Annotated in this window: 17 protein-coding genes; 5 read left to right on the forward strand and 12 right to left on the reverse strand. The window is 38.8% G+C overall.

Annotated elements, in window-relative coordinates:
* Nucleotides 1-106 precede the first annotated feature (106 nt).
* The gene (locus ACQ2HF_RS00950; RefSeq protein WP_432411639.1) at nucleotides 107-634 is read left to right on the forward strand and encodes a hypothetical protein; all 528 of its coding nucleotides are present in this window, start codon (nucleotides 107-109) and stop codon (nucleotides 632-634) included.
* A 208-nt stretch (nucleotides 635-842) separates the two neighbouring features.
* Nucleotides 843-2,099 carry a methionine adenosyltransferase gene (gene metK, locus ACQ2HF_RS00955; protein ID WP_432411640.1) on the forward strand — a complete coding sequence of 419 codons (1,257 nt, stop codon included), beginning with the start codon at nucleotides 843-845 and terminating at the stop codon, nucleotides 2,097-2,099.
* Nucleotides 2,100-2,180: 81 nt separating this feature from the next.
* Here the strand turns inward: metK and ACQ2HF_RS00960 are convergent, their stop codons facing one another.
* The 8 genes from ACQ2HF_RS00960 to ACQ2HF_RS00995 all read right to left on the reverse strand — a co-directional run bounded on the left by ACQ2HF_RS00960 (nucleotide 2,181) and on the right by ACQ2HF_RS00995 (nucleotide 13,810).
* Entirely contained in the window at nucleotides 2,181-7,052 is a 4,872-nt protein-coding gene (locus tag ACQ2HF_RS00960; protein ID WP_432411641.1) for a S8 family serine peptidase, read from the reverse strand.
* A gap of 222 nt (nucleotides 7,053-7,274) precedes the next feature.
* Nucleotides 7,275-8,585: an NADH:ubiquinone reductase (Na(+)-transporting) subunit F gene (gene nqrF, locus ACQ2HF_RS00965; protein WP_432411642.1), complete on the reverse strand. Its 1,311-nt coding sequence runs from the start codon at nucleotides 8,583-8,585 to the stop codon at nucleotides 7,275-7,277.
* 1 nt (nucleotide 8,586) lies between these two features.
* Nucleotides 8,587-9,354, reverse strand: a complete 768-nt coding sequence (nqrE, locus tag ACQ2HF_RS00970; RefSeq protein WP_432411643.1) for an NADH:ubiquinone reductase (Na(+)-transporting) subunit E — start codon at nucleotides 9,352-9,354, stop codon at nucleotides 8,587-8,589.
* Between the two features lie 38 nt (nucleotides 9,355-9,392).
* Nucleotides 9,393-9,764, reverse strand: coding sequence for a four helix bundle protein (locus ACQ2HF_RS00975; protein WP_432411644.1), 372 nt, complete (start codon nucleotides 9,762-9,764; stop codon nucleotides 9,393-9,395).
* A gap of 68 nt (nucleotides 9,765-9,832) precedes the next feature.
* Nucleotides 9,833-10,480: an NADH:ubiquinone reductase (Na(+)-transporting) subunit D gene (locus tag ACQ2HF_RS00980; protein ID WP_432411645.1), complete on the reverse strand. Its 648-nt coding sequence runs from the start codon at nucleotides 10,478-10,480 to the stop codon at nucleotides 9,833-9,835.
* Nucleotides 10,481-10,483: 3 nt separating this feature from the next.
* Nucleotides 10,484-11,230 (reverse strand): Na(+)-translocating NADH-quinone reductase subunit C, encoded by a 747-nt coding sequence (locus ACQ2HF_RS00985; protein WP_432411646.1) that lies wholly within the window; start codon nucleotides 11,228-11,230, stop codon nucleotides 10,484-10,486.
* 2 nt (nucleotides 11,231-11,232) lie between these two features.
* Nucleotides 11,233-12,453, reverse strand: a complete 1,221-nt coding sequence (locus ACQ2HF_RS00990; RefSeq protein ID WP_432411647.1) for an NADH:ubiquinone reductase (Na(+)-transporting) subunit B — start codon at nucleotides 12,451-12,453, stop codon at nucleotides 11,233-11,235.
* A gap of 4 nt (nucleotides 12,454-12,457) precedes the next feature.
* Nucleotides 12,458-13,810 carry a Na(+)-translocating NADH-quinone reductase subunit A gene (locus ACQ2HF_RS00995; RefSeq protein ID WP_432411648.1) on the reverse strand — a complete coding sequence of 451 codons (1,353 nt, stop codon included), beginning with the start codon at nucleotides 13,808-13,810 and terminating at the stop codon, nucleotides 12,458-12,460.
* Between the two features lie 193 nt (nucleotides 13,811-14,003).
* On the opposite strand from ACQ2HF_RS00995, the gene ACQ2HF_RS01000 reads away from it, so the two are divergent.
* On the forward strand, nucleotides 14,004-15,260 hold the full coding sequence (locus ACQ2HF_RS01000; protein ID WP_432411649.1) for a DUF5103 domain-containing protein: 1,257 nt from the start codon (nucleotides 14,004-14,006) through the stop codon (nucleotides 15,258-15,260).
* Nucleotides 15,261-15,313: 53 nt separating this feature from the next.
* Nucleotides 15,314-16,702 (forward strand): pyridoxal phosphate-dependent decarboxylase family protein, encoded by a 1,389-nt coding sequence (locus ACQ2HF_RS01005; RefSeq protein WP_432411650.1) that lies wholly within the window; start codon nucleotides 15,314-15,316, stop codon nucleotides 16,700-16,702.
* A 23-nt stretch (nucleotides 16,703-16,725) separates the two neighbouring features.
* Here ACQ2HF_RS01005 and purT read toward each other — a convergent pair whose 3' ends face one another.
* From purT to ACQ2HF_RS01020, 3 genes are read right to left on the reverse strand one after another with little or no spacing between them, the layout of a single operon-like run.
* Nucleotides 16,726-17,889, reverse strand: coding sequence for a formate-dependent phosphoribosylglycinamide formyltransferase (gene purT / locus ACQ2HF_RS01010; RefSeq protein WP_432411651.1), 1,164 nt, complete (start codon nucleotides 17,887-17,889; stop codon nucleotides 16,726-16,728).
* A gap of 11 nt (nucleotides 17,890-17,900) precedes the next feature.
* Nucleotides 17,901-19,088, reverse strand: a complete 1,188-nt coding sequence (locus tag ACQ2HF_RS01015; RefSeq protein WP_432411652.1) for a pyridoxal phosphate-dependent aminotransferase — start codon at nucleotides 19,086-19,088, stop codon at nucleotides 17,901-17,903.
* A 4-nt stretch (nucleotides 19,089-19,092) separates the two neighbouring features.
* Nucleotides 19,093-20,052, reverse strand: coding sequence for a fatty acid desaturase family protein (locus ACQ2HF_RS01020; RefSeq protein ID WP_432411653.1), 960 nt, complete (start codon nucleotides 20,050-20,052; stop codon nucleotides 19,093-19,095).
* A 270-nt stretch (nucleotides 20,053-20,322) separates the two neighbouring features.
* Between ACQ2HF_RS01020 and rsmG the strand changes: the two genes are divergently transcribed.
* On the forward strand, nucleotides 20,323-20,952 hold the full coding sequence (gene rsmG, locus ACQ2HF_RS01025) for a 16S rRNA (guanine(527)-N(7))-methyltransferase RsmG (protein ID WP_432411654.1): 630 nt from the start codon (nucleotides 20,323-20,325) through the stop codon (nucleotides 20,950-20,952).
* A gap of 16 nt (nucleotides 20,953-20,968) precedes the next feature.
* Here rsmG and ACQ2HF_RS01030 read toward each other — a convergent pair whose 3' ends face one another.
* Nucleotides 20,969-21,541: an NUDIX domain-containing protein gene (locus ACQ2HF_RS01030; protein WP_432411655.1), complete on the reverse strand. Its 573-nt coding sequence runs from the start codon at nucleotides 21,539-21,541 to the stop codon at nucleotides 20,969-20,971.
* Nucleotides 21,542-21,557: the final 16 nt, after the last annotated feature.

Consider the following 21,557-nt stretch of genomic DNA (forward strand, 5'->3'; position numbering starts at 1 on the left):
TTTGAACTTTGTGAGTGCAAATATTGTAAAACAGAAGTGAGAATTCCAAACAAATTCTTGTATTTTTAAAAAATCATTTTTATAATTTCAGCATAAAATATTGATAATGAGAAACTTCCACATCCTTCTTTTGGCGGTATTATTTTCAATTTCAGCAGTTTCTCAGGAGAAATTGGTTCAATTTCCTGATGATTTCTTTGGAATTTATACTGGAATGCTACAAATTTCTTCAGATAAAGGAAATCAAATCCTTCCCATGGAGTTTCAGTTATTAGCGACAGATACGGCAGGAAAATACACTTATACTTTGGTCTATGGCGAAGGGGAAACAAAACAAATTCGCTACTACTCTTTACTAGAAAAAAACAAAGCTACGGGAGCGTATGTTGTAGATGAAAACAACGGAATTATATTGGATGACAAGGTACAAGATAATAGAATGTATGCCGTATTTGAAGTGAATGATACCTTGCTCACCACCTTTATTACGTTTGAAGCAGATCACATGATTTTTGAAATTATTGCTACTTCAAAAAACGACAAACGAGTAACGTATACCGAAGATGAAGACAAAATTGAAGTAATCTCTTACCCCATTAGTACGATCCAAAGAGCTGTGTTAAAGAAATTATAGAATACTTTCTAATTATAATTCTTTCTGTACCTTTGCACCCATTAAGAGGAAAGATTTGACTGATTGCAACCTCTTCTGAATCGGACGTACCGAGGATGAGATTTCGTAACAAGTACGGGATTAAAAATGCTAAAGGCAGTTGTAAACTTCCTTCGACGTTTTCGTCAAATCTCCCTCGAATACTATTTTCAATTTTAAAAAATAAACAATGGCGTATTTATTTACTTCAGAAAGTGTTTCTGAAGGGCACCCAGACAAAGTAGCAGACCAAATTAGCGATGCACTTATAGATAATTTTTTAGCGTTTGACCCGCAAAGTAAAGTGGCGTGTGAAACCCTTGTAACGACAGGGCAGGTAGTCTTAGCCGGAGAGGTTAAAAGTACTGTGTATTTAGACGTACAAAAGATTGCACGTGACGTTATTAATAAAATTGGGTACACCAAAGGAGCCTATCAATTTGACGGAAATTCTTGTGGCGTACTCTCTGCAATTCACGAACAAAGTGATGACATTAACCGAGGCGTAGACCGTGCCAATAAGGAAGAGCAAGGAGCTGGTGACCAAGGGATGATGTTTGGCTATGCTACCAGAGAAACCGAAAATTATATGCCATTGGCATTAGATCTTTCACACCGTCTTTTAAAGGAACTTGCCGTACTTCGGAGAGAGGAGAACGAGATAAAATACTTGCGCCCAGATTCAAAAAGCCAAGTAACCATTGAATACGATGACGACAATACACCCGTTCGTATTGATTCTATTGTAGTATCTACCCAACACGACGAATTTGAGAGCGACGATAATGCCATGTTGGCGAAGATTAAGAAAGATATTGTTGAGATTTTAATTCCGCGCGTAAAGGCTCAATTAAAGCCTGAAATTAGTGCACTTTTCACAGATGATATCACCTACCACATTAACCCAACTGGTAAGTTTGTGATTGGCGGACCACACGGAGATACAGGCCTTACAGGTCGTAAAATTATTGTAGATACGTACGGGGGAAAAGGAGCTCACGGCGGTGGGGCATTTAGCGGAAAAGACCCTAGTAAAGTAGACCGTTCTGCGGCGTATGCAACCAGACACATCGCTAAGAATATGGTAGCTGCAGGTGTTGCAGACGAAATGTTAGTACAAGTAAGCTATGCCATTGGAGTTGTTGAACCTATGGGAATTTTTGTAGATACTTACGGAACTAGTAAAGTAGCTATGACGGATGGTGAAATTGCAAAAAAGGTTTCTGAAATTTTTGATATGCGCCCGGCAGCAATTGAAGACCGTTTAAATTTACGTCAACCAATATATTTTGAAACTGCCGCTTATGGCCATATGGGAAGAGAAAATGAAATAGTTACTAAAACGTTTGAGATCCCAAATGCCGACAGTAAGACTATGGAAGTAGAACTGTTCACCTGGGAAAAATTAAATTATGTTGAAAAAGTAAAATCAGCTTTCAACATTTAAACGCTGGTTACACTTCAACACATAAAAAGGTCCTCATTTACATGTAAATGAGGACCTTTTTTTAGTACTTAGCTTATCAAATTACTTTTTTACAATACGTTTTACGAGGGTTCCCTGTGGAGTAATAATCTCTACAAAATAGACTGAAGCTTTTAAACGTGACATATCTAATTGATATCCCTGCACATTATCCAAGTTCTCATTGGCAACCTCTCTACCCAGTACATCAAATACCTTTACTGCTTCCAATGGTGCACTCGTGCTAACAATATGCAACGTACCACTTGTTGGATTAGGATATACAGCAATACTTTCCAAGGAATCTTCGTTGGTACCCAACACTTCTTCATCTTGCTCAAATACTACCGTAAATCTACGATCTTGTTCGGAAAGTCCACTTCTAAAAGTATAATTCTCTTGCTTTAGATTTGTGAGTATGTTCAGTTCATTATCATAAAGATAGATGGCTCTATCTAGTAAATTTGATCCTTCAAAATTAGATAAACTTATGGTAAAACTTGTCTCTTCCTTCAGGATGGATGAGAATCCTACTGGTATCTTCATATCATCTCTAAATGCCTCACGTGTCTGGATAGACAAACGAGTGTTTCCACTTTCTGGTTGTGAATAGATAGACACACTACACGCCAATCTATCTGTGTCGTACCCATTGTCTATCTCTGCCGTAGCAAGTGGGTTAAACCCTATCATCATATTGTTTGCCAATTGGTAGGCATCACTTTCTATGTGTAACCAAAGACGGTCTATTTCTTCTTCGTTGACGCGTAGCGTAGTGTTGCCCGTAATGAGTCTCATATTGTTTGTAAAATCTATCGTACCATTGGCTATTGCCTTAATAGCAAATCCTTGTCCCGTAGAGATTACGTTGCTTGGAATGTTTAAAGGGTCATCATTATTTGCAGCAACGCCACCTCCGAAGTTACGGATAGAAACATCGTCCATATCAAATTTTAAACCTTCTCCTGGGATAATTACACTAGGTGGCGTTAAGTGCTCCCAGAAGAACAGTTCGTTCAATCCGTTGTCTTGAATAAACTTGTCTCCGTCTATCGCACTTGGATACGGGTTTGCATAAATATTTGGTGTGCCTGCTGGGCTATTAAGGTTGTTGTATATTTTTGGGCGGCTCATTAACCCATTGTTTAACGTACCCGCACTGTACGTCATATCGTAGGTAATGCCTGCTGGGTCGCCGTAACCAGTTTGTGGTCGTACAATGTATCCTTCTCCAGGATTGATAGCACCCGTATACGATGTCCAAAAATCTCCTTCTACATCACTGAAGTTAGTCGCTCCTTGCGGGATATTTGGGTGCGTATTAGGATTAAAGTTATTAGGAGCGTGATCCAGTACTAAAAATGCATTGGTAAAAACACCGCTGCGTGTTTCTAGATCCATAGGACTTCCCATGACCATAAAAGCACGTTGCTGCAATACAGGTGTTGTTATATTCACGTTAATGGTTCCAGCTACGTCCTTAGTCACTATAGCAGTGGGAACTACCTGTACTACACTTCCTTGATGTTCTACATGTAAGGTTCCGTTTACAGTGATGTTGCCTTGTACATTTAGGTACTCATTGGCACGCACGGTTACTACTCCATTTATAGTAAGCTCACAGGCCTCTATATTTCCGCTGGAAGTGTTGTAAGTACCATTTATAATAACGGCATTGCTCGCACTTGGCGCACCTGCCGGGCTCCAGATTGAACCGTTCCATGTTTTGGTCAATCCTGGACAAGATATAAATGCTGTTTGCATTCCAAAATAGAAATCGCCTTCAATACCTGTAAAGTTTCCTGTTAACGTTGTATCGGAACCGAAAGTACCAACGGTAGCAGCTACAATATCAATTAATGTTCCACCAAATTCGCGACCAATATAAATAGTATACCCTCCAGTATTTCCTGAAGTTGTTTCCCAGCCAGAAAGTTCCGTAGCATCAATATAAAATGTCATTGTAGCATCTCCACTACCAATACTGCTAGTAGGTGCAATAGTGAAGCGCTTGTCCATAACTTGATTCGGCCCTGTGCTTCCATTATATCCTTGTGCTCCTGTTCCTGCTCTTGAAACAGAAATATCTGTACATCCATAATCGTCATTTTGATTATTTACAATACCCATCATGATATTCCCATTGGTAGTATTAGTACTGTACACAGTACCTGCATCATTTAAATTTAGTTGGTCTGGTGAACCTGTATTCAAAGCTGTTTGCACATCAACTTCACTTGTTGCTTGGAAAAGAATATCGTCTATTGCAATAAATTCTTCATCTGTACAATTATGATGTCTAAAAAACAATTGACCCGTTTGGCCAGCATAGGCTAGCATGTTTATAGACTCTGTGACTATAGCTTGCGAAATAATTCCGCCAGCTTTAATTTGTGGTTGTGCCTGTACCCAAGTCAAATCGTATGGAGTTCCTACAGGTGGTGCTACTACCCAATAGACAGTATAATACTCTTCAAACCATGTATTTATTATTGTTGCTGGTGCTACTTGGTACATGAGTGTTGCTGAAGTTGCATTACTCGGAATGGTTACTTGATTTGTGTATAAATAATTATCTGGTGTTAATGCTGCTGAGGCTCCGGAACCATCATCTGAAATCCAAGAACGTGAAATATATTGCGTCGAAGATAAATGGGCGGGGGGATTTACTCCATCGAAAGTAGCTATAGACCAATTGAACCCATCGCCATCGCTATCTATGGGAGTAGGCCAGGATGCCGGAATTCCAGCTTCGAAATCTTCATCTATTAATGTGAAATTAGTAGTAGCTGTTATTGCAGTATCGTCATTGGTAATCGTTAGAGTAAAAGTGTCTAAAGCACTATTTGCAACAGCATCTCCTCCATTTGCATCAATCGTAAAATCTATTTGCACAGTCTCATCGGTTTCAACAAAACTATCTTCGTAAAGACGAATGGTCATGTTTTGGGAGGTAGTATTTCCTGCTGGAAAAGTAATACTTAACGTATTTAAATCGAAATCTACACCTGTAGTAGCTGTACTGGATGCGTTAATAGTGAAATTTACATCTGCATTTTCTGTAGCTCCGGTTGAAATAGTAACTGGTATATTAATATCTATAAAACCGCATTCTGAATTTTCAATACTATTTGCCGAGATAGCACCAAAAGCTATTAGCGGTGTGGTGCCTACAATTTGACCACCCGTAATTATTAAAGCGAAATCTTGGCTTCCGCTTGAAAGCGCTCCATCATGTGAAACAGTGAGTGTATAAATACCAGAAGCCCCAGTTATATCTACTCTTTCAAAAGGATCTACGTTATTTTCATTATTTTGGCTATTTGCAGTAATTCCCGTTAATCTCCAAGGATAATAGGTAGTACCATTGTCCAGAATTAGATCCAAATCGTTTACTAAGGCTGGTGTACTACTATTTGTACCGTTATTTTGTACGCCTGCTGGGTCTGTCCAAGAGATGGATGCTAGTAATGGCTCACTACCATTTGCCTGCACATTTACTGTATACGTTTGGCCTTGATTTAATGTTAACTCTTCCACTTCAGCAAAACCATCTGCATCTGCAGCTGTAATTGCTTCGGCAGCTTTCTTTGCATTCAACAATCCCCAACCATATACTACATCGGGACCATTTGCGTTAGGATCGTCTGCGGTATGTAGCGCCAATCCTTTCAGAGTAGAAGCTCGCATTGGCGTGTTATAAATATTTTCGTAGTGTTCCTGTAATAAAAGTAACGTTCCTGCAACATTTGGTGAGGCCATAGAGGTCCCAGTTAAAGCTATGTAGGCGTCGTCTGCAGTTTCACTACTAGATGCGAGACTCGTACCGTTTCCAGTAATATCTGGTTTTATTCTGTAGTCGTCTGTAGGGCCTTCGCTACTTCCTGAGTTGATAAGAACCGAATTCAGGCTTCCGTCTGCATTAATAATAGCATCATTTGCATTGGCAACCACCAAATTATTTTTTGCTGTTGCATGGCCACTCAATTTATCATAGGCTGTATTTCCTGCTAATGGATTTCCGTTAGATGTATTGTCTTCACCATCATTCCCTGCGGCAACAATCATTAAATAGTAGGGCGCATTATACATTAGCGAATCCCAATCTACTGCATCGGCACCGTACTGACCGAACCACGAGTTTGGAATATTTGCAGCGATATAGCCATAAGAATGATTAGATAATAACATATCATACCCAAAATTGTATGTGCCACCACCAGTACCATCATTTGCTTGATTTGTAGCTTCTGCAACATCATTATTCCACATATATCCTCTAACATTACTTTGCCAGGCCATCCCCTTGGAAGTACCAAATGGAGGAGTAAAGTTACCTACTCCTGTCCCCATTATAGTTCCTGTTACGTGAGCGGCATGGAAGTTAAGTTGGGTACCACCTTCCGATCCAGTATCCATAAGTGAAACACGATTATTTCCTCCTGCACCATCATAATCTTCATGGGTAATTCTAGCGTGGCCTCCATCCCAAACATGGGCTACGAGATTATCACCGTTCAATTGAAGTCCCATACCACCTCCTGTATGCAACCAATTGGCTCTGGTAGATGCAGCTGCGGCAGAGTTAAATGTTCTAAAGTATATAGGTATTCCCTCTTCTGAAATAAATTGAAGCTCAGCAAAACCGCCATCTTCTAAAGTTTTTCGAACAGGAACATTATGAATTAGTGCATACGCCAGTGCTTCTTCTTTTTTAGCTATATAACGGGCTTGGAATTCCGCTTCCATTTTCTTCAATTTATCATTTCCAGAAAGTTGATGAGCAGAAAATGCAGCCTTATCTTTTGGACCAATAAAATTTGTAGTAGTAGAAAGTTGCGAAGATTTTGAAACATTCTTCTTAAGAAGCTGACCACTTACGGTTGTAGCTAAAAACACCGACAGGAATAAACCTAAAAATAATTTATTTTGCATAAAAAAGACTTTAATAGCAGAAAATTTGAGATTTAAAACCAAAACTCAAAGCACAATGTTTCTACATCCAGAATAATAATTCACTAAAAATAACCTTTATTAATTTAGTAACAAAATTTCTTTTAAAGTCTGTCAATCAGCGTATAAAATTTAAAAACACCTTATAAAAAAAGCCGAATACAATAGATGTATTCGGCTTATAAAATTTAAAAAAGGGGTTACTTATCCTCCAAAGTCATCAAATCGAATGTGCTCATCTGGAATCCCGAAGTCCTCACCCATTTTTTGAACTGCTTGGTTCATTAATGGTGGTCCACAGAAGTATAATTCTATATCTTCTGGTGACTCGTGGTGGTTTAAATAGTTATCTATCACTACCTGGTGAATAAACCCTTTAAAGCCATCTCCAGCCTCATCATTAATATCTTTTTTTAATGTCCAGTTGTCTTCTTCCAAAGGTTCAGACAATGCCATATAATACTTAAAGTTTGGAAATTCTCTTTCTAATTTTCTGAAATGCTCAATATAAAACAATTCTCCTTTTGAACGACCTCCGTACCAATAGGTTACTTTACGGCCTGTTTTTAAGGTATTAAATAGGTGGTACAAGTGAGAACGCATAGGCGCCATTCCTGCTCCACCACCCACGTACAACATTTCAGATTCTGAAGGATTGATAAAAAATTCACCATAAGGTCCAGAGATCACACACTTATCGCCTTTTTTTAAACCAAATATATACGATGAAGCTACTCCAGGGTTTACATCCATCCACTGATTTTTAGCTCTATCCCATGGCGGGGTTGCAATACGAACGTTCAACATAATCTCACGTCCTTCGGCAGGATAGGAGGCCATTGAATAAGCTCTCTCTACCACTTCATTATTTTTCATCACTAAGGGCCACAGACCAAATTTATCCCATTCTGATTGAAACTTATCTGGTGTATCGTGCTCTTCAGGGTGGGCTGTGATATCCATGTCTGCAAATTTCACTTCACATTCTGGAATTTCAATCTGTATATACCCCCCTGCCTTGTAGCCCATATCTTGAGGGATTTCTACTACAAATTCCTTAATAAACGATGCAACATTATAATTACGCACAACGGTTGCATCCCACTTTTTAATTCCGAAGACCTCTTCAGGAATATGGATGTTCATATCCTGCTTTACTTTTACTTGGCAAGATAGACGCGCTCCGTCCTTTAATTCTTTTCTGCTGAAGTGTGGTGTCTCCGTTGGCAAAGCCTCTCCTCCACCTTCCAGTACGTGACATTCGCACTGAATACACGTTCCACCACCACCACAAGCCGATGGTAAGAAAATCTTGTTTTCTCCTAAGGTAGAGAGTAACGTTCCGCCACTGGCTACTTCAATGGTCTTTTCGTCGTTAATGGTAATAGTTACCGGTCCCGATGGAGATAATTTCTGCTTTGTAAATAACAAAAGCGCCACTAATAAAAGCGTTAATACCAAAAAGGCAATGACGGTGGCTGCTACAACTCCTAGTGTACTTGCTGCTAAAAACATATTATTGCTGTGTTAGTTCTGAAACTTCGATCTGAGCGGTTTCTTTTTCAATATTTTCTAAAGTATTCTCTTCCACTTGAACACCAATACTCTCTGGATTGGAATCTAATGAAGGTGTTTCTTCATCTCCTCCAGTTAACATTCCTCCAAAACTCATAAAACCAATCGCCATTAAACCTGTAATAATAAATGTAATTCCCAAGCCTCTTAATGGGGCAGGTACGTTACTATATCTAATCTTCTCACGAATGGCTGCAATTGCTACAATCGCTAAGAACCAACCTATCCCAGAGCTAAAACCGTAGTTTAAAGCTAAGTCAAAAGATGCGATCTCTCTAGACTGCATAAATAAAGATCCTCCTAAAATGGCACAGTTAACGGCAATTAAAGGCAAGAAAATACCTAATGAATTATATAGAGATGGAGAAAATTTCTCGACAATTATCTCTACCAATTGTACCATGGTTGCAATGGTTGCAATAAAAAGAATAAATGATAAAAAACTTAAATCGTAGTCTGCATACGCACTCAATTCTGGTGTTGCTCTATTACCATCTAACCAGGACAAGGCCCCGGGTTGTAGAATAAACTGATCCAGCAACCAGTTTAAGGGCACTGTAACCGTTAATACAAAAATTACCGCAGCTCCTAGACCTACAGCAGTACTCACTTTCTTAGATACAGCAAGGTAAGAACACATACCCAAGAAGTATGCAAATACCATGTTATCTACGAAGATGGATTTAAAAAAAAGTTCAATATGTTCCATTGTTTCAGTAATTTAGTAATTCAGTACGCAGTAGTCAGTTAAACGTTTACAACTCCAAATTTTTGAGGGTTGTTCATCATATAATTAAGTAACCTGCCTACTTCTTCACTTTTTTCTTTTAATTCAATCTCTAATTCTTTAGTAATATACTCACAAGCTTGTGCAAATTCAATCCAAGTTTGTGTTTCTAGGTTTTCAGAATCTGCATCTGTCAATTTACTTTGAAAATGCTTTGGATATTTTCTCTTTCCATACGCCTCAGAGATCGCAGCCGATACGGCTCTTGATGATCTTCTAATTTGGCTCGTTAAAGAAAATTGTTCCTCTTTCGGAAATCCTTTTGAAATTTCCAATATACTCATTGCTAGCTCGAATGATTTTTTATAAGCTAGTAATTCTTGGAATTTCATATTCAATATGTCAAATTATTCAAGCAATCATTTACTGATTACTGCGTACTGCAAACTGCGTACTGAAATTAATTCTCCTCTATTAATGCTTTATTTCGGCTACGTTGTACCCAAATAATAATACCTACCACTATTAATGCCATGGGAGGTAATACCATAAAACCATTATTTTCATAACCAAATTCATACAATCCTGTTTTCTCTACAGGATCTCCTAAAACTTGGAAACCGAATAATGTCCCACTACCAAGTAGTTCACGGAAAAACCCAACAATAATCAAGATTAATCCATAACCCGCTGCGTTACCAATTCCGTCAAGGAACGATTTCCACGGTCCGTTCGCCAAAGCAAAGGCTTCAAAACGTCCCATAATAATACAGTTCGTAATAATTAATCCAATAAATACTGAAAGTTCCTTACTCAACTCGTACGCAAATGCTTTTAACACCTGGTCTACAATAATTACCAAGGTAGCTACCACGATAAGTTGAACAATGATTCTAATTTTTGATGGGATAATGTTTCGCATTAACGAAATAACCACATTCCCTAATCCTAATACAAATACTACCGATACTGCCATTACAATACTAGGCTTTAACTGCGCAGTAATTGCTAGTGCAGAGCAAATACCTAATACCTGGATGGTGATTGGATTATCATCTGCTAATGGATCCAGTATTAGTTTTCTATCTTTTTTTGAAAGTAATCCCATTTCTTATTTATTTAAAGATTTGAAGTAAGGCACATACATTTTCATGTCCTTTTTTAACATGGCCGCAACCCCATCTCCAGTAATAGTAGCTCCCGCTAGGGCATCTACTTCAAAATCTGTTTTGTCTATATTTTTAGGATCATTATTTCCTTTTGCCACAGAGATTCCTTTAAAAACATCCCCGTCTAAAAATTTCTCACCCGTAAAGTCATCCATAAAGTAGCGTTGCTTTATCTCGGCACCCAATCCTGGTGTTTCTCCTTTATGATCAAAATACACGCCTTGAATGGTCATCGATTTATCCATAGCAATAAAGCCCCATATGGCATCCCAAAGTCCTTTACCTCTTACGGGCACAACATATACTTCTTTGCCATCTTTCTCTCCTACAAATAAAGGTAACCTTCTAACGTAGCCTTCCTTCTTAGCTTTTGTACCTTCTTTTTTAATATCAATTAAATAAGCTTCAGGATTTTCAGTTACTTTATCACCTTCTATAACGTATTGCTTTTTGATGTACTTATCAAACTCCGCTTGCACGTTTTCAGTAATAAAGGTTGCTGCACCAGACTCCTCATTATCGTTAATACCAATAGCATATAAAATATTCTGCTGCTTTTCATTTTTTTCATTAGCTTTTACCATAGGCTTTAAACCACTAGCAAAACCTGCCAATAAACTCCCTACCACAAGCACCATAATAACGGCAAATATGATAGTATATACGTTTGAATCTTTATTAACTGCCATAATTAAGCTGTTTTAACTTTTAAACGTTTTGCTCTTTTTTTAATATTTCCTTCAATCACATAATGATCGATAGTAGGTGCAAATACGTTCATTAACAATATTGCTAAGAAAACTCCTTCGGGATAGGCTGGGTTAAATACCCGAATAAGAATGGAAATAAATCCAATTAAAAATCCATAAATCCATTTCCCTTTATTGGTCTGACTGGCAGTTACAGGGTCTGTTGCCATATACACAGCACCAAATAAAATACTACCTATAATAAGGTGTTGCCAGAACGGTACATTCATTAAACCGAAGAACTTAGAACTCTCTCCTATCCATCCTGCTGAAACGACTCCATTAAAGATTAATCCCATCGTTAAGGCTCCTACCAGCGTACTGAAGATAATACGCCAACTACCAATCTTGGTGAAGATTAAAATTAATGCTCCAACAAGTATCAATATTTTTGATGTTTCTCCTACCGAGCCTGGTATAAAGCCCCAAAACATATCCCAATAATCATAGGCTATATTTGTGGTGTTCTGTGCATAACTTCCTAAGATAGTCTCGCCAGAAATAGCATCTACATTGGCTCCTGCCAAGATTTCTTTTTGACGGTCTACCGCTCCGTGAACCCATACTTTATCGCCACTCATCCACGTTGGATACGCAAAAAACAAAAAGGCACGAATGGTTAATGCCGGGTTCAAAATATTCATTCCTGTACCTCCAAAAACTTCTTTTCCTATCACTACCCCAAAGGCTACAGCAACTGCCAGCATCCATAATGGAATATCTATAGGTACAATTAAAGGCACTAACATTCCTGTTACCAAATAGCCTTCTTCTACTTCGTGTCCTTTTATTACAGCGAAAATAAATTCGATTAACAACCCTACTCCGTAAGAAACCAATACTAATGGCAAAACAGTCCAGGCACCCAAGACGAAGTTATCCCACGTAAAGAAGTTTGCCAATGGCGCTTGACGCAGTGTTTCGTCAATGGCTGAGTAATGTTGGTATCCGGCATTAAAAATTCCGAAGATCAAACACGGCACCAATGCCAAGATCACAGTATTCATAGTACGCTTTAAATCGTCTGCCGCTTTAATATGCGTCCCATTGTGCGTAGTTTCGTTAGGCAAATACAAAAAGGTGTGCAACGCGTTAAACGCAGGAGCCATTTTAGTCCCTTTATATTTTTCCTTTAGCGTATGTAATTTTTGTTTCAATCCCATAGCGTTATCCTATTTCTTTATACATTAAGTCCAACCCGTTTCTAATAATTTGTTGGTGTGGTTGTTTAGACACACAGATAAATTCGGTCAATGCGAAATCTTCTGGTGCTACTTCATACATTCCTAACGCTTCCATAGCATCAAGATCTTGTACCATACACGCTTTCAAGATTTGCATCGGGTAGATATCCAGCGGAAAAACCTGCTCATAATTACCCGTTACCACAAAGGCTCTATGCTCTCCGTTGGTATTTGTGTCCAATTCAAATTTTTTCTTTGGTTGCATCCAAGAAAAAGTTAAGGCTCTGGAGTTTGAAATTTTATTGAAGACTGGTTTAGTCCATCCAAATAATTCGTAATCGTCTCCTTCAGGAATTACCGTCACAGTATTTGCGTAAAATCCTAGGTGCTGTTTTGGTGAAATTTGTGTTCCAGACAAAACATCGCCACTAATCACGCGAACATTTTCTTCATTGAGACCACTATCATACACAAATGTTGAAACCTCAGCTCCAATTTTTGTAGTGTAGTATTTTGGTGTTTTTACTGAAGAACCCGCCAAAGCAATAACTCTTTCAGCATTAAACTTTCCTGTTAACAACAACTCACCAATAATAACCAAATCTTGTGCGGCAACAGTCCAAACAGTTTCACCTTTATTAATAGGATCTATCATGGCAATTTGAGTTCCAACATTCCCTGCAGGATGTTGCCCTTGTACTGAATGGATCACGGCATCTCTCATCCCTTTCAAAGGGGAACTCCCATCGCTTCCAACGCCTATGTGCACAGCTCCTTCGGTTAGCTTACTAAGCGCAGTCACTGCTGCTTGTAATTCGGCCTCTTTTCCCTGTAAAGTAAAGTCAAGATCTGCCGCTAACGGTGCCGTGGTGTATCCCGAAATAAAAATAGCTTTTGGTGCTACGGTAGGATTTGCAATAACATCGTAGGGACGTTGCTTAATGAATGGCCAGCAACCTGTAGCCAGTAAATGACTTTTAAGCGCTTCGCTTTCCATAGAACCTACATTCACACTTCCGTGATCTACAAAAGTATCTTGCGGTTCGGCTTCAATAAGGACACGCGTAATCACACGCTTTGCACCACGCTCGATTGCGGTTAAAGTACCACTTACGGGGGACGCAAATTTTATGCTGTCGCTGTCTTTTGAATAGAAAATAATTTCTCCTGCCTGAATTTTTGCACCTTCCTTTACTACCATTTTGGGAGTGGTAAGATGGAAGTCGGCAGGTCTTATGGCGAACGTCCTAGAACGTGGAGCTCTGGACAGCGTTTTTTCCGCTTCGCCTTTAAGGTTTATGGTAAGACCTTTTTTAATCTTAATGTCTTTGGACATAGGATAGTTGTGTTAAAATTGCCTTTGCCCCTACGAACCTTTTCAGCTCGGTTTAGGGTGTGCAAATTTAATAATTTAATGTAGCATTACGCAAGGAATATATCTTAAAATTTCAATACCAAACCAGCTTCTATTTCAGTTATAAAAGAAGGCACAAAAATTGTGTATATTTAACCACTTAAAATACATTTTCATGTTCAAAAATATTGCCTCGCTTCTATTATTAATTTGTACCTGCGCGCTAGTAAAAGCTCAGGAAGCCCAAGAAATTCCACCGCCAGAATACATTGGGACGGTACAGTTTAGAGGAACTTCTTCCCAAAATCAAATACCCGTTATATCACTGGGCGACAGACTTCAAATTTCTTTTGATGCGCTTAATGGAAATGAAGACGACTTTTATTATAAAATAGACCATTATAATTTTGACTGGACTCCCAGCGACCTCTCTAAAAATGAATATTTAGGAGGTTTTGATGAAGTGCGTATTGAAACGTATGAAAACTCCTTAAATACCCTTCAAATTTTTTCGCATTACTTTTTAACCATTCCTAACCGAGAAACCAGTAGGATTTCAAAAAGTGGAAACTACCTCATTACATTTTCTGATGACGATGGAAACATTGTATTTTCCAGAAAATTTATCGTCATGGAAAATGTGGTAGGCGTGCAGGTAGATATTAAAAGAGCACGGGATTTACGTCGTATTAGAACAGATCAAGTAGTTCAGTTCACTATCAATTCCCCAAGTTTATTGCTTATAAACCCTAAACAGAACGTAAAGACGTTGGTGATGCAAAACGGCAATATTAAAAGCTCCATTTCCAACTTGGTGCCCCAATACACCATTGGAACAGAACTTATTTACCGATATGATAAAGAAGCTGCTTTTGGTGGTGGAAATGAATATCATTTTTTTGACAACAAAGATGTTCGTGCGGCAAACAACAGCATAAGACGTATAGAATTAAACGACATCTACGAAAATTATCTCTTTACAGATATAGACCGAAGTGACAGACCCTACACTTACAATCCAGATATAAACGGAGATTTCGTAGTGAGAAACCTTGGTGCCGAAGACCAGAGAATAGAAGCAGAATATGTGCGTATGCATTTTAGCCTTCAGTATTTTGAACCGCTAGGAGAAAAAGAAATCCACATCTACGGAAACTTTAATAACTACACTATTGATGGCTCTACTTATATGCGCTATAACGACAAAACAGATACGTTTCAAAATTCGCGTCTCTTTAAGCAAGGTTTTTATAATTACAAATACGTATTAGTAGACCGTGACGGAAGTATTGACGAAGGTGCCATTAGTGGCGACTTCTGGGAAACCGAAAATGAATACACTGTATTGGTTTATTACCGGGGACCTGGAGAGCGATTCGACCGCGTAATAGGTTTTGGACTTGGTAGCTCTACTACTATTACCAATAACTAAAGAAATTTGTAAGCTTCTAAGATAGCTTACTACAAATCACCCAAATTTACATTATGACAAACGAACTTGAATTATTTAACAAGCTCGCACACAAACTTTTTGAAGCCGAAAATACTAATCCTGTAACGCAACCTGTTCCCGCAGCTGAATTGTTTGAGCAGCTGGACATAAAATTGCACGATCAACCAGACGTCAATTTTGAGAAAACTATAGAAAAATTAATCCTCAGCACACCTAGAACGGCAACTCGTTTGTTTTTTAATCAGTTGTTTGGCGGTAGAAATCCTAAGGCCACGCTGGGAGATCTACTGGCGGTGTTACTCAATAATAGCATGTACACCTACAAAGTAGCGGGTCCGCAAGTGGGTGTGGAAAAAGAAATCCTTCATAACATTTGCGATAGGATAGGATATCCAAAAACCAGCGACGGTACTTTTGCTCCGGGAGGTTCTATGAGCAATTTTATGGCCATGGTGATGGCACGTGACACTTTTAATGAACGTATTAAAACCGAAGGCGTACAACAAAAACTCATTGTGTATACTTCGGCAGAGTCACATTATTCTATTCCTAAAAATGCTGCTCTAATGGGCGTAGGACGTGAACAAGTACGCTACGTAGCGACAGATGCGCTTGGGAAAATGATTCCGGAGGCCTTAGCAATTTTAATTAAAAAAGATCTTGACGATGGTAGCTATCCATTTTTTGTAAATGCCACGGCTGGAACTACTGTTTTAGGTGCTTTTGATGCTATTGAACCGTTGGCTGAAATTTGTAAGAAAAACAACGTATGGTTGCACGTGGACGGCGCATATTGCGGCAGTGTGATTTTCAGTAATAAATATAAGCATTTGGTGAAAGGGTTAGAACTTAGTGACTCCTTCAGCGTAAATGCGCATAAAATGATGGGCACACCCCTCACCTGTTCAATTATTGTAACGCGACATAAAAAACATTTAAATAATTCTTTCAGTAATGATGCGGCATATTTGTATCAAACCGATGGTGATGATTATAATTTGGGTAAAACTTCCATCCAATGTGGAAGAAGAAACGATGCCCTAAAGTTCTGGACGCTTTGGAAAAGTGTTGGGACTAATGGACTTGAGAAAATTGTAAATCAGCAGTTTCAGTTAGCTGAAGTAGCTCGTGAGTATATTAAAAATAATAAAGATTATACCTTGTATAGTTTTGACGATTCCATTTCGGTATGTTTCAATTATAAAAACATTCCAGCACAACATTTATGTACAGCGCTCTACGAACATGCCGAATTAATGGTAGGCTACGGAACGTTTCAGGAAAATGAATTTATACGTTTGGTCACTATCAACGCAGGAAATAGCGAAGCAGATATTTTAAATTTCTTTGTGGTATTGGAACGCTTTGTGGAAGAAAATGAAGTTATTTTTACTACTGAAGTTATTTCGGAAGCGCGATAAAGGGTAAAGTACTTTTTTAAAACCTATAACCTCACCTCAACCTGCGCCGCCAATTCCTTTGCGCGTTTCGTAACTTCGGTCACATCTCCACCCAAAGCATCGTAGGTAACCACTACGCCCATCCGTCTATACGGACGTGAAGTAGGCTTCCCGAACAATCGGAAATCACTCTTAGGAGCCGAAGCTACCGCTTCAATGTTTGAAAAGGTTGGGGTATCGCTATGGCCAGTTGCCAGGATTACGGCACTGGCACCTATACGTTCCTGGGTAATTTCAGCAATAGGAAGTCCTAGAACAGCACGTAGGTGCAATTCAAATTCGTTGAAGTTTTGTGTGTTTGCCAGGGTTACCATCCCCGTATCGTGAGGTCTTGGAGAGAGTTCAGAAAAATAAACGCCGTCGTCCCCTACAAAAAACTCGACACCCCAAATACCTGTACCACCAAGAGTTTTAGTTACTTTGGCAGACATTTCCTGAGCGGTTTTTAAATATACTTGCTCCATCGTGGCAGGTTGCCAGCTTTCGCGGTAATCGCCACGGTCCTGTGTATGCCCAATAGGAGGACAAAACAAGGTTTCTCCGTTTCTTTGGGTTACGGTAAGTAAGGTAATTTCGTAGTTAAACGTAACAAATGTTTCTACAATCACTTCGGCTACGTCGCCTCTGGAACCTTCTTGAGAATAGTTCCAAGCAGTTTCAATATCAGCTTCGGTTTTAATGGTGCTTTGTCCTTTTCCGCTGGAAGACATAAGGGGTTTTACTACGCAAGGCATTCCTATTTCAGAAACGGCTTTCTTTAATTCTTGAGCTGAAGTTGCATAGCGATACGCTGCTGTTTTCAATCCAAGTTCCTTCGCCGCCAGATCCCGGATGGACTTTCGGTTCATGGTGAAATTAGCCGCTTTTGCACTTGGAATTACAGTAAAACCTTGTTTTTCGTAGTCGTAGAAACGTTCGGTACGTATGGCTTCAATTTCGGGAATAATATACTCTGGATTGTGTTTTTTTACCAAGGCATCCAGGGCATCTCCATCCAGCATATTCATCACTTCAAACTCGTGAGCCACTTGCATAGCCGGGGCGTTAGCGTAACTATCAACAGCGATAACATATTGACCCAAGCGTTGTGCTGCAATTACAAATTCTTTACCGAGTTCACCAGAGCCTAGAAGAAGGATTTTGGACATGAAATGTTGTTTTAAACCAGAGCAGCTTTAATTCGTTTCATCGCTTCTTTAATATCATTTTCGGAAGCAGCATAACTTATACGTATACAATCCGGATCTCCAAAGGCTTCACCTGTCACCGTAGCAACACCTGCGAATTCTAAAAGATACAAAGCAAAATCTGAAGCATTGGCAATAGTTTGTCCTTTCAAGGTTTTTCCGAAGTAATACGAAACATCTGGAAACACATAAAAAGCACCTTCAGGTTCATTGGTCTTAAAACCTGGGATGTCATTTAACAACCCGAGAATTAACGATCGACGCTCTTTAAACGCATCGATCATATATTGAATTTTACTAGGCGAATTTTCTAATGCAGTAATCGTTGCGCGTTGTGCAATGCAGTTGGCGCCACTAGTTACCTGCCCTTGCATTTTATTGCAGGCACGTGCGATGTATTCAGGACCGCCCATATAGCCAATACGCCATCCCGTCATTGAAAAGGCTTTAGAAACCCCATTCACCGTCACGGTACGATCATACATATCTTCAAACTGCGCCATAGAAACACGATCGTCTGTAAAGTTGATGTGCTCATAAATTTCGTCGCTTACCACAATAATTTTTGGATATTTCACCAACACATCTGCCAAAGCACGTAGTTCCGCTCTACTGAACACCGAACCACTTGGGTTGCAAGGGGAACTGTAGATCATCATTTTTGTTTTGGGAGTAATAGCAGCTTCCAAGGCTTCTGGTGTTATTTTAAAATCGTTTTCAATGGTCGATTTAATTTCTACAGGCACACCTCCTGCTACTTTGCTAATATCTGCATAGCTCACCCAGTACGGAGCGGGTAACAACACTTCGTCGCCTTCATTTAAAAGCACTTGCGCTAAATTTGCCAGGGTTTGTTTAGCACCTGTAGACACTACAATTTGTGAAGGTGCATAGGTTAAATTGTTATCACGTTTAAATTTGGTGATAATTGATTTTTTTAGCTCGGCATAGCCATCTACCGGCGTATAGCTATGGTAATTTTCTTCTACGGCTTTTATAGCCGCTTCTTTTACAAATTCGGGAATTGTAAAGTCTGGCTCTCCCAAACTTAATCCTATAATATCTTTACCGGCTTCTTTTAGTTCTCGTGCTTTGGCCGCCATGGCTAAAGTTGCAGAAGTAGCCATATTGTTTACGCGGTCAGAAAGTTGGTTGCTCATAGTGTTATGCAGAAATTGCAGGGTTCATCCCCATCTCTTTTAAGTGTCTGAAATGTGCTATAATGGCACCTCTCGTAGTTTTATATTCGTAGTACGGCAAGTTGAATTCTAAGGCCGTCTTTTTTACGATTTCTGAAATTTTCGTATAATGAACGTGGCTTATATTCGGAAAAATATGGTGTTCTACCTGGTGATTTAAACCGCCAGTAAACCAATTCATAATTCTGTTATTTGTACTGAAGTTTACCGTAGTAAATAATTGATGAATCGCCCAGGTGTTTTTCATGTTTCCAGTATTATCTGGTAATGGCATTTGTGTATCGCCCACAACGTGCGCCAACTGGAAAACAATGCTTAAGATTAAACCAGCAACATAATGCATTAAAAAGAAGCCTATCAGGATTTTCCACCAGGCTATTTCAAAAAATATAATAGGCAAAACAATCCAAATCGTTGCATAGATAGCTTTAGTAATAAACAAAGTGGTCCATTGCACCGAAGGTTTTGGGAACTTTCCGTACGATAATTTTTTGGCTAAATAACGTTTGGTTTGTTTCCAATCTGACGTGAGCATCCAATTAAACGTTAACAAACCATACAGGAAAACACTGTAGACGTGCTGAAATCTATGAACCTTGTACCATTTTGCATGTTTTGAAAACCGAATAATTCGTCCGGCATCTAAATCTTCATCATGTCCGTGAATATTGGTATAGGTGTGGTGTAGCACATTATGCTGTACTTGCCAGTTATACACATTCCCTGCTAAAATATAGATACTACTTCCCAGAATTTTATTGATCCATTTTTTAGAAGAATAAGATCCGTGATTGGCATCGTGCATCACATTCATTCCTACGCCAGCCATCCCTACACCCATCACAATGGTTAAAAGTAGTTGCGCCCAGGTTGGAAAATTAAGAGTGAGCAATAAAAAGTATGGAGATAAAAATAAAGAAAACATAACGAATGTCTTTAAATGTAATTTCCAATTACCTGTTCTGGCAATTTCATTTTCTTTAAAGTAACCATTCACACGTTTGTTGAGCGTACGAAAAAATTTAGCTGAATCTACACGGGAAAATTTAATTTGAGGAGTGTTCACAAGGCTTCTAATTCTTTCAAAATTACTTTTGAAAATTGAACCGCAAAAATACAAATTGTAAACTGAAAATGTACCGCCCAAATTCATAAAGTTATAAAAGAAGCCTACTTTTGCAGCTAAAATCGTTCTATGAACCTACTTCACACCTACTTTCCGCAACTAACTGAGGAACAAACGCTTCAGTTTCAACAATTGGAAACACTGTATCAAGACTGGAATCTTAAAATAAATGTTGTTTCAAGAAAGGATATTGACGAGTTGTACCTACGCCACGTCCTTCATTCGCTAGGCATTGCAAAAGTGCAACCTTTTGCTCTTGGAGCTAACGTTTTGGACGTAGGTACTGGTGGCGGATTTCCAGGTATTCCATTAGCCATTCTTTTTCCTGAAACTCAGTTTCATTTAGTAGATAGTATTGGAAAGAAAATAAAAGTGGTTCAGGAAGTTGTGGATGGATTGCAACTTCAGAATGTAAAAATAACAAATGCACGTGCCGAAGACATTACAGGTCAATACGATTTTATTGTAAGCCGCGCTGTAGCTCAAATGGAAACCTTTACACGTTGGGTGCGAGATCGTGTTGCCAAAAAAAGCAAGCACGAGCTTAAAAATGGAATTTTGTATTTAAAAGGCGGTGATCTTACTGAAGAACTACAAGATTTTCCAAAAGCCACCATTTATAACCTTACAGATTACTTTGAGGAAGATTTCTTTGAAACGAAAAGTGTCGTACACCTTCCGCTAAAATACAGAGGGTAGTTTCAGCAGTACGTAGTTAAAACTTGTTTTGTTGTTTCCTTAAAAACCATTGTAATGCTATAATGGTTTTGGCATCTCTAATTTTATCTGAAAGCCAGGATTCAATTTCTGTAACGGGTAATTTTATACGTTTAATATCTTCTTTTTCTGAAGCTACTCCTCCTCCTGTTGACGTTTTATTTTTTAAAGAAACTTCAGCATAAAAAAGATAGCACCGTTCTGTCGCACCTCCCGGAGAGGTATAAAAATTAAAAATCTGTTCTGGCTGAAAAATTGAATAGCCAACTTCTTCTTCGGTTTCACGAATCACACAGGCTAAAGGGCATTCGTCCTTTTCCAGAGACCCTGCTGGAATTTCATACATCCATCCCTGATGGTGAAGTGTGGTAGGATACCTGAATTGCTTTGTTATTACAACGGAAGCTGTATCTTTTTCATACAGCAAAATAGCAACCGAATCGCCACGATGAAATGCAAACCTATCTGTAGTGATTTCTTTTCCACTGAACGTGTCGTAGGTAATATTCGCCTTCAGCATTTTGTAGTGGTTATGAAAAACAGTTTCCTCTGTATTGATTGTATAATCCATCTTTTAAAAATACAAA

It is taken from the genome of Rasiella sp. SM2506 (assembly GCF_050859505.1).
Taxonomy (GTDB): domain Bacteria; phylum Bacteroidota; class Bacteroidia; order Flavobacteriales; family Flavobacteriaceae; genus Marinirhabdus.

Excerpts from the sequence above, each read along its gene's own strand:
- metK (WP_432411640.1), top strand. The coding sequence starts at position 843 with ATGGCGTATTTATTTACTTCAGAAAGTGTTTCTGAAGGGCACCCAGAC.
- ACQ2HF_RS01020 (WP_432411653.1), bottom strand. The coding sequence starts at position 20,052 with ATGTTTTCTTTATTTTTATCTCCATACTTTTTATTGCTCACTCTTAAT.
- nqrF (WP_432411642.1), bottom strand. The coding sequence starts at position 8,585 with ATGTTTTTAGCAGCAAGTACACTAGGAGTTGTAGCAGCCACCGTCATT.
- ACQ2HF_RS01030 (WP_432411655.1), bottom strand. The coding sequence starts at position 21,541 with ATGGATTATACAATCAATACAGAGGAAACTGTTTTTCATAACCACTAC.
- rsmG (WP_432411654.1), top strand. The coding sequence starts at position 20,323 with ATGAACCTACTTCACACCTACTTTCCGCAACTAACTGAGGAACAAACG.
- ACQ2HF_RS01015 (WP_432411652.1), bottom strand. The coding sequence starts at position 19,088 with ATGAGCAACCAACTTTCTGACCGCGTAAACAATATGGCTACTTCTGCA.
- ACQ2HF_RS00985 (WP_432411646.1), bottom strand. The coding sequence starts at position 11,230 with ATGGCAGTTAATAAAGATTCAAACGTATATACTATCATATTTGCCGTT.
- ACQ2HF_RS00990 (WP_432411647.1), bottom strand. The coding sequence starts at position 12,453 with ATGGGATTGAAACAAAAATTACATACGCTAAAGGAAAAATATAAAGGG.
- ACQ2HF_RS00950 (WP_432411639.1), top strand. The coding sequence starts at position 107 with ATGAGAAACTTCCACATCCTTCTTTTGGCGGTATTATTTTCAATTTCA.
- ACQ2HF_RS00980 (WP_432411645.1), bottom strand. The coding sequence starts at position 10,480 with ATGGGATTACTTTCAAAAAAAGATAGAAAACTAATACTGGATCCATTA.
- ACQ2HF_RS00975 (WP_432411644.1), bottom strand. The coding sequence starts at position 9,764 with ATGAAATTCCAAGAATTACTAGCTTATAAAAAATCATTCGAGCTAGCA.
- nqrE (WP_432411643.1), bottom strand. The coding sequence starts at position 9,354 with ATGGAACATATTGAACTTTTTTTTAAATCCATCTTCGTAGATAACATG.
- ACQ2HF_RS01000 (WP_432411649.1), top strand. The coding sequence starts at position 14,004 with ATGTTCAAAAATATTGCCTCGCTTCTATTATTAATTTGTACCTGCGCG.
- ACQ2HF_RS01005 (WP_432411650.1), top strand. The coding sequence starts at position 15,314 with ATGACAAACGAACTTGAATTATTTAACAAGCTCGCACACAAACTTTTT.
- ACQ2HF_RS00995 (WP_432411648.1), bottom strand. The coding sequence starts at position 13,810 with ATGTCCAAAGACATTAAGATTAAAAAAGGTCTTACCATAAACCTTAAA.
- ACQ2HF_RS00960 (WP_432411641.1), bottom strand. The coding sequence starts at position 7,052 with ATGCAAAATAAATTATTTTTAGGTTTATTCCTGTCGGTGTTTTTAGCT.
- purT (WP_432411651.1), bottom strand. The coding sequence starts at position 17,889 with ATGTCCAAAATCCTTCTTCTAGGCTCTGGTGAACTCGGTAAAGAATTT.